This is a genomic window from Sphingomonas sp. GW821-FHT10C01 (genome assembly GCF_059415525.1).
In genome coordinates this window covers 61,432-76,028 of sequence record NZ_JBWKNK010000006.1, presented here as the reverse complement: position 1 = coordinate 76,028, position 14,597 = coordinate 61,432, and the positions used below count along the sequence as shown (strand labels likewise).

9 protein-coding genes are annotated in these 14,597 nt (G+C 64.7%); 1 reads left to right on the top strand and 8 read right to left on the bottom strand.

The annotated features are described in order from the left end of the window. Positions 1-66: 66 nt before the first annotated feature. The 5 genes from AC07M1_RS18325 to AC07M1_RS18305 form a co-directional block, all read right to left on the bottom strand. Positions 67-1,080 carry a YncE family protein gene (locus tag AC07M1_RS18325; RefSeq protein ID WP_495164076.1) on the bottom strand — a complete coding sequence of 338 codons (1,014 nt, stop codon included), beginning with the start codon at positions 1,078-1,080 and terminating at the stop codon, positions 67-69. 127 nt (positions 1,081-1,207) lie between these two features. Next, entirely contained in the window at positions 1,208-3,367 is a 2,160-nt protein-coding gene (locus AC07M1_RS18320; protein ID WP_495164075.1) for a TonB-dependent receptor, read from the bottom strand. 154 nt (positions 3,368-3,521) lie between these two features. Next, a complete protein-coding gene (locus tag AC07M1_RS18315) occupies positions 3,522-4,709 on the bottom strand; it encodes a carbohydrate porin (RefSeq protein ID WP_495164074.1) in 1,188 nt (395 codons plus the stop codon). Beyond that, a complete protein-coding gene (locus AC07M1_RS18310) occupies positions 4,709-5,950 on the bottom strand; it encodes a putative porin (RefSeq protein ID WP_495164073.1) in 1,242 nt (413 codons plus the stop codon). The genes AC07M1_RS18315 and AC07M1_RS18310 overlap by 1 nt, the downstream gene beginning before the upstream one ends. A 2-nt stretch (positions 5,951-5,952) precedes the next feature. Continuing rightward, complete coding sequence (locus AC07M1_RS18305) at positions 5,953-7,038, bottom strand: PepSY-associated TM helix domain-containing protein (protein WP_495164072.1); 1,086 nt, start codon at positions 7,036-7,038, stop codon at positions 5,953-5,955. Between the two features lie 319 nt (positions 7,039-7,357). Between AC07M1_RS18305 and AC07M1_RS18300 the strand changes: the two genes are divergently transcribed. Next, entirely contained in the window at positions 7,358-8,737 is a 1,380-nt protein-coding gene (locus tag AC07M1_RS18300; RefSeq protein WP_495164071.1) for a peptide MFS transporter, read from the top strand. A gap of 115 nt (positions 8,738-8,852) precedes the next feature. Here AC07M1_RS18300 and AC07M1_RS18295 read toward each other — a convergent pair whose 3' ends face one another. The 3 genes from AC07M1_RS18295 to AC07M1_RS18285 all read right to left on the bottom strand — a co-directional run bounded on the left by AC07M1_RS18295 (position 8,853) and on the right by AC07M1_RS18285 (position 14,587). Further along, a complete protein-coding gene (locus AC07M1_RS18295; RefSeq protein ID WP_495164070.1) occupies positions 8,853-11,963 on the bottom strand; it encodes a TonB-dependent receptor plug domain-containing protein in 3,111 nt (1,036 codons plus the stop codon). A 130-nt stretch (positions 11,964-12,093) separates the two neighbouring features. Continuing rightward, positions 12,094-13,131: an AbrB family transcriptional regulator gene (locus tag AC07M1_RS18290; RefSeq protein ID WP_495164069.1), complete on the bottom strand. Its 1,038-nt coding sequence runs from the start codon at positions 13,129-13,131 to the stop codon at positions 12,094-12,096. Between the two features lie 34 nt (positions 13,132-13,165). Further along, positions 13,166-14,587 carry a CitMHS family transporter gene (locus tag AC07M1_RS18285; RefSeq protein ID WP_495164068.1) on the bottom strand — a complete coding sequence of 474 codons (1,422 nt, stop codon included), beginning with the start codon at positions 14,585-14,587 and terminating at the stop codon, positions 13,166-13,168. Between the last annotated feature and the right edge of the window lie 10 nt (positions 14,588-14,597).

Here is a 14,597-nt window from a genome sequence, read left to right as displayed (position 1 = left end):
CATAGAGGTCGAAGTCGGACAATAGATTGCGCACGTTATAAATCCAGCCCGGCCGCCATGGCCGGGTCAGCGCGGCTTGTACTTGAGCACGACAAAGCTGTTGGGGTGGAAGTGCTCTTCCTGCTTGTCGCCCACCGTCAGCAGCGTCGAGTCCGCGGCGACAACGAGCAGCGCGCCGTTGCGCTGATCGATCGTCATCATCCGCGCGTTCGAGCGCGTCCCGACCGAACCCAGCGATCGGTATCCACCGGCCCCATCCGTGCCGATCACCGTGAGGTTCGCATCGACCCCATTGGAGGTGACGATCCGGCCGCGTGCGGGATCGCTGACGAAGCCGTCGATGCCACGTCCGATCGGAAGGTTCGCGACCACCTTCCCGTTCGATGCGTCCAGTGCCAGGAAACGCGGATCGCTGCCGCCGCACGCGGCGAGCACACGGTTGTTCGCCGCATCGAACATGACCTTCGAGACGTTGCACGGCACGGCCCAGCGCTCCTTCTCCGCCAGCGTACGGCCGTCGAGCTTCAAGATGATCCGGTCGTAGCGCACCGGCGCGAACAAATGCCCTTTGCCGTCGTTCGCGGGGTCGTCCATCTTGCGAAACGGGAAATGCCGGGTGGCCAGCAGGCGTCCGGTCGCGCCATCGAGCGTGTACCAGGTGCTGCGCGTCGCACCGGTCGCGGTAATGGCGTGAACCTGTTTGGTCAGGGGATCATAGACCGCGCTGTTGAGCCCGCCCTCAGACGAAAGCGGCAGGCGCGCGATCGTCGTCAGCGCCCTGAGCTTGAAGCTGAGCAGCGAACCGTCGGTCATCGCGACATAGCCGCGATCCAGTTCCGGGATGAGCAGGGGCCCGTTGGCGCCGTTCGAATTGGCAAGGGTGGTGACGACGGTCTTGCGATCGACGTCGAAGATGGTCAGCCCGTCCTTGGCGCGCGCGATGAACAGGCGCGGCGTGCCCGGCTCCATCCGCGCATAATCCCAATCGGTATCGGTACTCGGAAGGGTCGTGCTCGCCTCCAGCGTATAGAGCAGATCGGGCTGGCCGGTGGCCGCGAGCAGAAACGCCGTGAACAACATGGGATACCTTCAAGATAGCGGCGGCGATGATCGCCGCAGGGCCCGCCGCTCATGAGGCTGCGGACACGATAGAAGCAGGAAGGGCCGCGCGCTGAACAACAAGCGCGACCCTCCCGGCCCTTCAAGGTCAGAACTTGTATCCGACCTTCACCCCGATCGTGCGGGGCCGAGTGCGGTTGGAATTGGCCCAACCGACATAGGGATCGATCGCCTTGTTCGTGTCGAACAGGTTGCGCGCATAGACGCTGAGATCGACGCCCCCCAAAGTCGCCCCCGCGACCATGTTCACAAGGCTGATCTTGTCCGAAACCTGCGGCAACGCCGCGGGCGCGAAGCCGGATCGGTCGATATAGCTGACGCGGTCGCGATAGCTGTAATCGACGCGGACAAAGGCCGGAACGTCCTTGCCCAGTGTGAAGTCCTTGTTGGCGCTGAACGTGCCGCTGAACTTCGGGGTATAGTCCACCCGGTCGCCGGGCAAGTTCACCACATCCTCGGGATCGGTGCTGATGATCTTCGCGTCGGTATAGGCGCCGCTGGCGCTGAACGACCAACCGCCGCCGGGCCGCACGGTCAGCCCGACCTCGATCCCCTTCACCTCGACCTTGCCGACGTTGGAATATTCCTGGAGGAAGAAACCACCCACCAGCACCTGACGCCGCCGGACCATGTCGTCATATTTGGTCAGGAAGGCGGCGATATCGAACTGCAACGCGCCGTTCGCGGTCGAGCCCTTGGTCCCCAGTTCATAGGTCCAGGCCTTTTCGGGATCATAAGGTTCGAAGGGCGCCGAATTGAAGCCGCCGCTTCGGAAACCCTTGGCCACGCTGGCATAGAGATTGGTGCGGTCCGAATATTTGTACGAGGCGTAGAAGCGCGGATCGACCGAGGTGAAGGTCGCCTTCTGGATCGCCCCGGTCCCCTTCACATATTCGCTGAAGCTTTCCTGTTCGTCGCGGAAATAGCGGATACCCATCCCCAGCGAGAAGCGGTTGGTCAGTTCGTATGATGCATCGGCGAAGATCGAATAGGTCTTCGACTTGCCGCCCGATCCGTAATAGCCGGAATAGACGGTGCCGCCGCCGCTATAGAGGTTGCCCGCGGGCGCATAGATGTAGCGATACAGCTCGACGAAGCTGCGCTTGCCCTGCGTGTAATAGCCGCCGAGCGTCCATTTGAACGGGCCGTCCCCCGACGCCAGGCGCAATTCCTGCGAGAATTGATGCGCCTCGTTGGTCCGGCTGTCGCTGATCCCTTCGACAAAGCCGTATGAGAGATTCCCCGGCCGGGGAATGTAGCTGTACGGGAAGGTCTGATCGTGATCGAGATACGAGGTCGAGCTGGACAGCGTTGCGAAGCCCAGATCGTAGCTCAGATCGAGATTATAGACCGTGAAGTTGAAATCCTTGGGGATCAGCTTGAGCGCGCGGTTGACCGCGATGTCGACCGTGCGGTCCGCTTCCTCATAGCCCAGGCCGAGTTCGGTGTTGGCGCGATGAATCTGGACCATCGCCTTGGCCTGGAACGCTTCGACCGGCTGCCACAGCAGCGTGGCGCGCGCGGTGAGCAATTCGGTACCGTTTCCGTTCTTGATCCCCGCCTCAGGCTGATCGATCCAGCCGCCGCCATTCTCATAGGATGCCGCGACGCGCAGCGCGAGCTTGTCGGTGACGATCGGTAGGTTGATGACGCCGGTGACGCGCCCACCCGCGCCGCCATGCGCGACGCTGAAGCCTTCGGCCTCCACACTGCCCTCGACGCGATCGAGCCGGGGCTTGTTGGTGATGAAGCGGATCGTGCCGCCGGCGGACCCCTGTCCGTACAGCGTGCCCTGCGGCCCCTTCAGCACCTCAACCCGCGCGAAGTCGAGCACCGAGGGACTCATCTGATCATAGCCGCTGAGCGACAGCGGTGCTTCGTCGAGATAGAGCGAGACCAGCGTGCCGTTGCCCGACTGGTTGGCGAGGCCGCGCAGGAAGATCGTGTAGCTTCCGGGGCCGCCCACCTCGCTCATGGTGAGGCCCGGCACCGCGAAGGACAGGTCCTGAAGCGTGGCGACGCCGCGTTCCGCCAGCTCCTCTTCCCCGACGACCGCGATCGACATCGGCACATCGACCAGCCGCTCGCTGCGCTTCTGCGCGGTGACGACGACTTCGACGCCTTCGTCAATATCGTCAGCCTGAGCGGTCGGCGCCGACTGGGCAAGGGCGGGCGCGGACAGCGCGCCGAAAAGAAGCGCGAGCGCCGAGACCCCGCCCCTTGCCATCGGCCGATTGAATGAACGCATGGACTCCCCCTGAGCTTTGTTTCTTTGGTCCAGATTGCGAAGGCCCTGCCCCCGAGGAAAGGCGCCAAGCAACGATAGAGCGGTGCACCTAATGCACCGACTGGTCACGCCCAAGCCGATGCATGGATCGCCCTAACCTTGCCGGACAGGGCGGTCAGAATCCCAGCAGGCTGAAGCTGGTTTCGGCACGGATGCCAAGGACGATCGCGTCGGCGATTGCGAGATCAGCCGAGGGTCGGCGGATATAATGGATGTTGGGTTGAAGCGTCAGCCAGGACGCGACCGGTGCACGATAGGTGGCCTCTATCGCGACTTCGGAGCGTCCGGCCCCGGTCGCCGCGCGATAGGAAGCGGAGGTGAGGCCAGCCGCCAGCGCGAGGCCGAATTCGTCATCCTTGCGTCCCGGAATCCAGCCGGTGAACTTGAGGCCAGTGCTGGCGAACCGGTCGAACATGTTGAAGCGACCGCTGGCGATGCCGACCCGAACGAACACGTTCAACTGGCGCGTGCCCTGATCGATCAGAGGCAGTTCCGCACGGACATAGCTGCCCGCATTGCCGTTGCCCGTCCCGGTGCCGTCGTTGCGGTCGAAGTTCGCGGTATAGCGCCAGTGGCCGAGCAGCAGTTTGCCCTCGGCGAGCGGCGCTTCGACCTCGCCGACGAGCAGCGCGCCGTCGCTCTTGCCGAGGCGGACCGTGGTTCGACCCGGGCGGTCAGGGTCGCCGGGCACGCCGTCGAGGATCGCGGCGCGCGCCTTCCATCCGTCGCCGATCGCGACCTCAAGCCTGGCCGCGAGCGCAGTCGATGGGAAGATCGACGGACCGTTGCGACCGCTCTGCGCGAAATCGGTGCCGATGCCGTGCGGGCTGCTGACGAACAGCCCGGCCGCGTCGAGTGCGTCGAATTCGGAATTGAGATCGTAAAGGCCCGCGCGCAGCGAGACACTGGAGCCGATCTTCTGGTCGACCCATGCCTCATAGAGCCGCAGCGCCCGGGTGCCGGTTTCGATGTTGCTGACCGCATGGACGTCGCCGACCAGATCGCTGATCGAACGGCCATTATTGTAGAGTCCATAGACATGGAGCTGCGCGCCGGTCCAGCCGACCAGCCGCTCCATGTCGGATTCGAAGACGATGTCGAGATTGTCGATATAGCGCGCGCCGCGTCGCAGCCCGCCCGAGGCATTGCCCATCACCTCGCCGGTATAGGTGACTTGCAGCAGCAACGGACCGTGGCGTTCGTCGACCTCTCCCGGCGCGTGGGTGTGGCCGTGCGGGCGATGACCGTGCGGGGTATCGGCGGGAGCCTGGGCGCCCGCGAGCATCAGTGCGGCGAGCAGCATCAGAAACCGACCATGAAGGCGAGGCGGATGCGATCGAGCCAGCCCGTTGGTGGAACGGTTCCGGCATAAGCGGGGTCGAGCGGGCGGTAGTGATACCAGAGCAGGTCGAGCTGGACGTTCGACGCCGGGACATAGGCGATGCCGAAGCCGTGGAGACGGTAGTTGGTCGACAGATCGATATTGTCGTGACTGAAGGCGGCGAGCACCGAATCCACTTCGACCTCCGAATAATTATAGGTGAGCCGGACATCGCCGGGCGTCTTTGTGCGGCCCATGGCGAGTTCGAAATTGAAGGCGGTGTCGCCGGGGACGGCCGCGCCGAGATTGCGGACATAGTCGGCGGTGAACGCGACCGGCCAGCGCGGCGACGGGCCGGCCCAGCTGAGCGTGCCGATCGCTTCCGCCAGATGGAAGTCGGAGCGGTAATGGCCGCCCGCCATCAGGTTTCCGCGAAAATCCCCGGCATCCGCACCCGCGACCGAACCGAGGCGATAATGATAGTAGCTGCCGGTGAGTCCGAGCTTGAGGCCAGACGCGACCGGGGCGGTGAGCGCAAGCTGGCCGCCGATCATGTCGCTGTCGCGCGCGACCGCGGCTTCGTCGATCACGAACCAGAGCGCGCGCGCATCGAGCGTGGCGCCGCCGAGCGTCGCCGCATAGGCGAGCGCCGCGCCCTGGGGCGAGACGTCGCTGTCCCACAGCATGTCGGTGCGCTGGAACAGCTGCGGGAATTTGCCAGCATAGGCGGTAAGGCCGCCGCGCCGGTAGCGGATCCACGCCTGATCGAGCGAAACCGCAAAGTCGTCGGCGAAATTTCCGAGCGTGACGTCGGTGGAATTGGGGTCGTCAGGGTCGCCGGTCGCGATCTGGGTCCCGACCGAGAGGGCATCGCTGACCGCATAGCTTGCGCGCAGACGGGCGCGGAGGGCGGTGCGAGAACGATTGCGGCCGTCGACGGCATTCCACTCCTGACGCACGCGAATGTCGCCGCTGACGTCGAGGCCGGGGATTCGGAAACCGTCGTTTCCCGCGACGGCGGTTGGTGGAGCCGGTGACGCGGCAACTGCGGTTGCCGGGGGTTGGCGCAGGAGTTCGGACTGCCGTGCGACCATCGCTTCGAGCTGCTGGATACGCTGCTGCTGCTCGGTCAGCCGACGCTCGAGCGCGTCGATCCGCGCGTCCTGCGCGAATCCCGGGGTGGCGAGCGCCGTCGCGGCGAGAACAACCAGATAGCTCCGCATGATCATTGTCCTTTCGGTTTCAGGCGGCGGCGCCGGAGCCAGAGCAGGCCTCCGGCGGCGATCATGACGATCAGCCAGAGGCCGATGGCGGCTGTGAGCAGGCGCCCGATCAGTCCCCCCGCCTCGCCGGTGTGAATGGGAAACAGCGCGCTCATGAAGGCGCGCGCCGGCTCGGCATCGGCGATCCGGTGGACCGCGCGGATGGCGCCGGTATTGGCGTCGACCAGCACGATGCTGCCGCCATAAGCGCGGCGGATCTCGCCGGGCGCGCGGACGCGGACGCGATAGGTCGCGTCGCCTTGCTTGGGCCAGGCGACCTGAACCAATGTACTGTCAGGGATGGCGGTAAGCGCGACTGTGGCGGCGGTCGCAAAGCCGATTGGCGGCCCGGTGACCGGGTTGGCCGGAAGCGTTACCGGCGCCTCCCCGATCATTGTGCCGACGCCGTCCTCGAACTTCATCAGCGTGCCGGTCGCGGCGATGACCAGCGCGGGGACGACCGCCCACAACCCAAGCGCGCGGTGCCAGGAATAGAGGCGCGCCGCCGCCGGGCCGCGGGTGGCGGGCCTTAGCGCGAGGCGCCAAGTGCCGCGTTTCGGCCAGGCGGCGATGACGCCCAAGACGAGGTTGGAGCAGAGCAGGATGCCGCTGACCGACACGATCCAGCTGCCCCATGCCCCCAGCAGATCGTGATGGAAGCCGACCAGCAAGCTCATGACCGTAGCACCGCTGACCGGCGGGGTGTCGATGATCGTACCGTCACCGGCGATTTGAACGGTTCGGCTCGCGCCGTCCCTATCCTCGAAATCCACCTCGTAACGGTCGGGCAACCCGCCGGTCGTCCAGACGGCACCGATCTGGCCGCCGGTTTGGACGAGCGCGTCGGCGCGCTGTTCGATCGCATAGAGGTTGGTGGGGCGGTGGACCGTCGAGAGGCTCGCGTCGGCGATCTCCCAGTGGAACACGATCAGGACGCCGGTGATCGCCTGAAGCAGCCAGAACATAGCGGCACCGAGGCTGAGCCAACGATGCAGGCGAAGCAGGCCGCGCCGTAACGATGGCCGGACCGGAATGGGGTTGGGCTGCATGTGAAACGCGAGGCTCCCTGAGGAACCGCACCACTCCTCCGCGCCGAGGGATGTTTGAAGGGGACAATCGCGCCCGTCATGGTGATCGCCAATCACCATGACGCAAGCGTCTCCGCCCAGCCTCGACGCGGTGCGCCGGGAGCCGCCATGCTGGTGCGCCCTCCACACCGATCACCGCCGCATTTGCACTTCGGCGGTGACGGGTGCTGAGCTATCGGAAGGCGCTCAGCACAAGAGTGCGGCACCGGGGTTCGGGGTGCGAGAAGCCGATGGTCTCGCACCGCGCCCCGGAACCATAGCGGAGGGGTTTGGAACGGGCATGAGCGTTGTAGCTGCTGAGGTGGGTTCCGCCTTGCCACAGGAAGGCCACGGGTCCGAGCTGTTCGGCCAACCCCGCGGCCTGGCCTATATCGCATTCACCGAAGCGTGGGAGCGCTTCTCCTTCTACGGCATGCAGGCGCTGCTGGTGCTCTACATGACCGGCCATTTGCTTCAGCCCGGCGCAATCGAGGCGGTCGCGGGCTTCGGCGCATTCCGCGCGATGATCGAGGGAATCACCGGCCCGCTCTCGGTGCAGGCGCTCGCATCCCAGATCTTCGGCATCTATGTCGGCCTGATCTATTTCACGCCCGTCCTGGGCGGGTTGCTGGGCGATCGCATCACCGGACGAAAGAATGCGGTGCTGGGCGGCGCGTTCCTGATGGTGATCGGCCATTTCCTGATGGCCATCGAAGCCGCGTTCCTTCCGGCCCTCACCCTCCTGATCCTGGGCGCCGGGCTGCTCAAAGGCAATCTGGCGGCACAGGTCGGCAACCTCTACGCCAAGGACGATGGCCGTCGCGACCGCGCGTACACCGTCTATGTCACCGCGATCAACATCGGCGCGACCACCGCGCCGTTAGTCTGCGGCACGCTGGGCGAGCTCTATGGCTGGCACTACGGTTTCGGCGCGGCCGGCATCGGCATGATCGTCAGCATCCTGATCTACATCGCCGGCTACAAACATATGCCGCCCGAGAACGCCGCGCTGATCGCCGGAGAGCGGCCCAAGCTGGCGAGCGGCGACGGCCGGATCCTGTTCGCGCTGCTGGTGGTGCTGTCGATCACCGCGCTGTTCTGGATCGCGCAGGCCCAGGTCTGGAACATCTACCCTCTTTGGCTGCGCGACCGTGTCGATCGCAGCCTGTTCGGCTGGGATATTCCCGTCACCTGGTTCCAATCACTGGACGCGGGCGCGGTGCTGATCCTGGCACCCGTGACGATCCTGCTCTGGCGTAAACAAGCGCAGCGCGGCACCGAGCCGGGCGAACTGGCCAAGATCGCCGCCGGCTGCGGATTCTTCGGCATCGCCTGCGTGCTACTCTCGGTTGGCCAGCTGCTGGCGGGTTCCGGGCAGGTCGCGCTGATCTGGCCGGTCCTGTTCCACTTCCTGTGTGCGGTCGGCTATCTCTATGCCGCGCCGGTCGCGCTGGCACTGGTATCGCGCGACGCTCCCGCCGCTGCCAATGCGATGATGGTCGGCGCCTATTATCTTGGCATCTTCGTGGGCGGAATCGTCAGCGGCTGGCTTGGGCGGTTCTATGAGCCGGTGGGTCCCGCCGGGTTCTGGGTCCTGCATGGCGCGATCGCCGCCAGCGGCGCTTTGCTCGTCCTGGTCCTGAGGCCCTGGTTGATGACGCGATTGTTGCGGGCCCGATAGTTCCAGCTTTCGACCAAAAAAAGCGGCTGACCCATTTAAGGGTCAGCCGTAGTCAGGGCGACACACCGGCAGGACAGGAAACCCACCGGCTCAGGGTGGCGGTCCCTGGCCTCCCCTAGAATTTGGCCTTGATCGACGCGTAGAAGGACCGACCGATCACGTCATACGTTGCGGCGTCCGTCGTCAGCGGGGAAGCGCTGATGAACGGCGGCACTTTGTCGGTCAGATTGCTGACCCCGAAGCCGAGCGAAAACCGCTTGTCGATGTCGAAGTCCGCCGTGATGTCGAGATAGTTATAGGCCGAGACGCCGGGTGTCGTGGACGCGGCGTTCGCGATCTTGTCCGAATGGACCATTGCCGAAATGTGCCGCCACAGCAGCGACAGGCTGAACCCTTCATTGGAGTAGGTCGCGCGGGTGTTGATCTTCCACTTGGGATGGGAAATCCCGCCCCCGACGCCGCCGAAACCTGCGCTTCCGGTGTAGTTGAGCGTCGGCGACCCGAGAAGACCCGCGACGGTGTAATCACGCAGATAGGATGCCGTCACATTGAATTCGAGCGCGCCGGCGGAAGGCGCCATGCCAACCGCGTCTAGTCCAAAGCCCCAGTTGAACTGGGTGTCGATGCCGGCGACCGTATAGGTGGCGAAGTTGAACAGCCCCTGCTGGCCCAGCGAGATCTGCCCCGTCAGCGGATCGCGGGAGATGCGCTGGCAATAGGCGTTGTTCTGGGAATAGCCGGTGTTGCTCGCTCCGTCGGAGTTGAAGCAACGCGGCAGGATGTCGGAGAGCAGCAGCGACCCGATCGCGTCCTTGATCTTGATGTTGTAATAATCGACCGACAGGCTGAGCTTCTGGAACAACGGGCTGCTGAAGCGCGGCGTCAGCACCACCCCGAAGGAATAGGTAGTGGCGCGTTCTGGCGTCAGATTGGGGTTGCTCCCGTCCTGTCCGGGGACCGTCGAGATGCCATAGGTATAGGTCGGGTAAATCGCAGCCGGTATGCCCTGTGCCAGGCAAAGCGCCTGGACCTGGCTGGCGCTCGCACCCGTGCGGTAGATGCTGCCGACCGCGCAAGGATCGCCCGCGTTCGGCCCCGTCCCGATCGGTAGCTGAGCGACCGACGTCGGACCGAACAGATTGCCGAGGCTGGGCGCGCGGATCGCGACCGAATAGCTGCCGCGGAAGAACACCGGTTCGACCAGACGCCAGGTCAGGTCCGCCTTGTAGGTGTGCTGACCGCCGAAGAGATTATAGTCCGAAAAACGATAACCGAGATTGGCCGTCAACTCCTGGAAGAAGGGCGTGTCCTTGAGGATCGGCACGAGCAGTTCGCCGAAGACCTCCTTGACCTTCTGCGTACCCGACGCCGCGCTCACAAACCCGTAGGAGATCGAGTCATTGGTGCGCAGCGTCGAGTCCGGGCTGTAGCTGAACGAGGTTTCGCGATAGTCCGCACCGACCGCGAAGCTGAGGGGGCCGGCGGGCAGCGAGAAGAGCGGCCCCTGGATCGTCGCTTCGATGACAGTCTGCGACTGGTTGTTGATGTTGCGGTTCGTGCGACCGGCATATTCGCGGCAGGCGGCGCTCAGGTCATCCAGCCCGAGCGGGTTCCACGCATAGCCCCGGCAGGTGCCGGCTGGACCGCTATAGTTGGCCGTACCGTTGAGCACGGTGGTGATCGCGGCGAGGCTGATGTCACCGGTCATCTCGTTGACGAACTGTGACTTGCCGTAGGAGCCGTAGAGATTCCATCCGAGCGAGGTGCCGGGAATCTCGCCCTTCAGCCCGACGACCGCCTGCCATACGCTGTTGTCGAACGAGGAGACGCGGTTGCCGAGCGTGCTCAGCAACTTCGTCACGATGATGTTCCCGCCCGGGGCCGGCGAAATCGAACTGAGAATGGAACGCAGATCGGCATTGCCGGTAATGAAGGGATTGTTCTGAGGCACGATCAGTGGGCTGGCCGGCTTCGACGAACCGGGTCCGGTCCGGCTGAACGCTTCGGAATGCATGTAACCGAACTGCGCATAGGCGGTGATGTCGGAGCTGAGTTCGTAGGACAGCCGCGTGAACGCATTGTATCGTTTCAACGGCACCTGAACGGCGAAATACTGGCCTAGTGCGACTTGTACCTGACGACAATTGGGGCTGATGTTGAGGCCGACCGTACCGCGATTGAGACCGCGATAGTTTTGGACGCAATTGGTCCCGGCCAGGTTGGTGAAGATGGTGCCGTCGCCGTTGACGCCGATCGCGCCGTTGTAAAGACCGCTGCCCGAGATTGGAGTCGTGCCCGGATATCGGGCCAGGATCGCGTTGACGGCCGCAACCGTCGGCGCGCCGCCGCCGTAGTTGCCCGCAGCGATGATGCCTTCGGGCGGGCGGGCAAGCTGACGGATGTTCGCGAAGAACGGACGGTCGCTGCCGACCACGGCGTCGCGCTGGGCATATTCCAGCGCGAAGAGAATCTGGCCGCGATCTTCGGCGAAATTCGCACCGAAAGCAGCGCTGAGGCTCGTCGTGCCGCCATCGCCTTCGTCGGTGATCCCCTTCTTGGCCGAGAATTCCAGGCCCTTGAGGTTCGTACGCAGCTTGAAATTGGCGACGCCGGCCACCGCGTCCGATCCGTAGGTCGCGGACGCGCCGCCGGTGATCACCTCGACCGATCCGATCAGCGACGCGGGAATGGTGTTGAGATCGATCGCGCCATCGGGGCTGGATGACATGAGGCGGCGGCCGTCGAGCAGCACCAGCGAGCGATTGGGACCAAGGCCGCGCAAATCGCTATAGGCTTGGCCGCCACCGAAACCGATGGTCCCCTGCGTATCGCCGACTTCCGCCGCGCCCTGTGCGCCTGAAAATTGCGGAAGCTGGCCGATCGCCTTGTCGAGGGACGGCTGGGCCGTCGCGGCAAGTTCTTCCCCGCCCACGGTCGAGATCGGACTGGAGGATTTGGCATCGCGACGGGAAATGAGCGAACCGGTCACGACGATTTCGGCACTCTCGGTCGGGGCGTCTGCGCCGCTACCGGCGGCTTCCTGGCCAAAGGACGGGCTGGCGGAGAGGCAGACGAGGCTAGCGACACATCCCGAAAGCATCGCTTTGGGGAACCGACTGATCGACGCGCGTGTGCGCTCGGTTTGCGCGATCATGGCGACGGCGATCGAGACCGCGCTGCCTTGCGAATACACCCATTGGTTCCGGGCGTGCAGATTGCTTGCCATATATCCTCCCCTGGTCAGACTTTGCCGACCGGTCATTATGGGCCCGATTCTTCGAGCCTCCTGCGCTACACTATGATCCCAAGCTGTCATGAAGCTGTCGTCGTTCCGGTGCAGGAAGAAACGACGTAGATCACTGTTTTTCTTTTCTATTATTCCCAGAAAGCAGGATCGCAACGCGCGGCCCGAGCGACAGGGCGATCAGAAACCGGATCGCCTGAAGCGACATGACAAGCGGCGTGTCGCTGTGTGTCGAGACCGCCATGATCGCGATCGAATCCAGTCCACCGGGGCTGGTGGCGAGATAGGCGGTGACGGGATCGATGCCGAGCTGCCAGACCAGCAATCCGCCCAACCCCGCGCAGAAAGCGACCAGCGTCAGCGAGGACAAAATGATCCAGGGCAAGCTGCGCGCCGCACTCGCCACCGCCTCGCGGCTGAAGGTCAGGCCAATGCGCCAACCAATAAAGGCATAGGCGGCGGCGAGCAGCGGCGCCGGGGTCGCGAGCGTCATATCCGTCAACCAGCTGAGCGCGGTGCCGATGACGATGGCGCCGATCATCGGCCCGGCGGGGATGCGCAGCGCCAGGCCGAGTGCCAGGCCTCCGATCGCAACGAGCAGGGTCGTTCCAAGCGCCGCCGGCGCGACAGGTTGCCAAAAGACCGCGCCCGTCGCGATCACCCGGCTTCCACCGATGAAGGTCAACAGGATCGACGCGACCGCAACGACGACCAGCACCCGCATGTAAGTGATCACCGCGACCAGCCGGGCGTCGGCACCATAGGCGTCGGCCAGGATCACCATCGGCGCCGCGCCGCCGGGAGCGGAGCCCCAGATCGCCGCATTGCCGGGCACCGCGCCCGACCGCATCAGGATATAGCCGAGCGCGAAGCTGGCGCCGAAGATGAGCAAGGTCACGCCGACGAAGACCGGCCAGCCCTTGGCCAGCGTCGTCAGCACGCCCGGCTCGAAATGATGTGCGATCAGGCAACCGATCACTGCTTGCGATGCCAGAAAGCAGGGGCGCGGCACGCTGACCGTCCAGCCGCGTGCGGCAAAGATGATCCCGGCCAGCATCGGGCCGAGCAGCAGTGCTGCGGGGACGCTGGCCACCCCCAGGATCCAGGTCAGGAATATCGACAGCCCGATCAGCCCTGCCCAGCGGCCCAACACGGACCGCCAAGTGCTGCGCCCGGGCGTCGCACTATCCAAGCGAGGCGACAAAGGGGAAGGCGCCAGTCAGGATCGCGGCGAGGAAGAAGACGACGCACGAACCCAGCGCCCATTTGAGCGTGAAGCGCTGATGTTCGCCCAGTTCGATCCCGACAAAGCCGACCAGCAGGAAGGTCGAGGCGACGAGCGGACTCAACAGATGGACCTGTTGCCCCACCAGCGAGGCGCGCCCCATCTCGACATGGCTGATCCCGTAGTTCGCTCCGGTTTCAGCGAGGATGGGCACGATACCGTAATAGAAGGCGTCGTTGGAGATGAAGAAGGTGAAGGGCGCGCTGAGCGCCGCGGTGATCGGCGCGAGATAGGGGCCCATGCTCGCGGGCACGGCGTGCGTGACGGTCGCCGCCATCGCCTCCACCATCTTGGTGCCTGACAGGATGCCGGTGAAGATGCCGGCCGCGAAGACCAGTCCGCCGACCGCAAGTGCGTTGCCCGCATGCGCCGCCAACCGCTCGCGCTGCGCGTCGAGGGAGGGGAAGTTGACCATCATTGCGATCGAGAAGGCGAGCATGAAGAGAACCGCGAGCGGCATCACGCCCATCACCAGCAGAACAAGCAGTCCGAGCGTCAAAGCGAGGTTGAACCAGAAGAGCCGCGGCTGGCGCGCCTCGGCATGGCTTTCGGCGTCGGCGGCGATGATTTCGGTCCCCGTCGCGTCCTCGTCGATCGCCTCCGGCGGCAGCTTCGCCAGCCGTTCGCGCTCCTTCAATCCGAAGCGATAGGCGACAAAGACCACCCACGCCGCGGTCGCGATCATCGACGGAATCAGCGGAAGGAAGATATCGCTGACATCGACATGCAGCGCGCTCGCGACGCGAGCGGTGGGACCGCCCCAGGGCAGCACGTTCATCACGCCGCCCGCCATGATGACGATGCAGGCGAGCATCCGCATGTCCATCTTCATATGGCGATAGACGGGCAACATCGCGGCGGTGGTGATCATGTACGCCGTCGCGCCGTCGCCATCGAGCGACACGGTCAGCGCCAGCAAGGCGGTGCCGACCATGATCCGCACCGGATCGCCATGCACCACGCGGACGATCGCACGGATCAGCGGATCGAACACGCCCACATCGATCATCAGCCCGAAATAGAGGATCGCGAACACCAGCATGACCCCGGTGGGGGCCAGCTGTTTCACGCCATCCATCATCATCGTGCCGAGATCGGCCTGATACGGACCGAACAGCAAAAGCCCGGCCAGGGCGAAGGAGACGGGCACGACGATCAGCGCGACGATCGCCGAGAGACGCTTGGTCATGATGAGCGTCATGAAGACGCCGACCATCGCAAAGGCGTAGAGGGACAGCATCGCCGGGATCAGCCGTGCCGCACCAGGCCGGGAACGGGCGCCACGCTCGTTCCATTCGGATTGGTCGGCGACGATGCCCACAGGTCGACAC

Coding starts and splice junctions, on each gene's coding strand:
- AC07M1_RS18320 (WP_495164075.1), bottom strand. CDS start 3,367: ATGCGTTCATTCAATCGGCCGATGGCAAGGGGCGGGGTCTCGGCGCTC.
- AC07M1_RS18310 (WP_495164073.1), bottom strand. CDS start 5,950: ATGCGGAGCTATCTGGTTGTTCTCGCCGCGACGGCGCTCGCCACCCCG.
- AC07M1_RS18315 (WP_495164074.1), bottom strand. CDS start 4,709: ATGCTGCTCGCCGCACTGATGCTCGCGGGCGCCCAGGCTCCCGCCGAT.
- AC07M1_RS18295 (WP_495164070.1), bottom strand. CDS start 11,963: ATGGCAAGCAATCTGCACGCCCGGAACCAATGGGTGTATTCGCAAGGC.
- AC07M1_RS18300 (WP_495164071.1), top strand. CDS start 7,358: ATGAGCGTTGTAGCTGCTGAGGTGGGTTCCGCCTTGCCACAGGAAGGC.
- AC07M1_RS18305 (WP_495164072.1), bottom strand. CDS start 7,038: ATGCAGCCCAACCCCATTCCGGTCCGGCCATCGTTACGGCGCGGCCTG.
- AC07M1_RS18325 (WP_495164076.1), bottom strand. CDS start 1,080: ATGTTGTTCACGGCGTTTCTGCTCGCGGCCACCGGCCAGCCCGATCTG.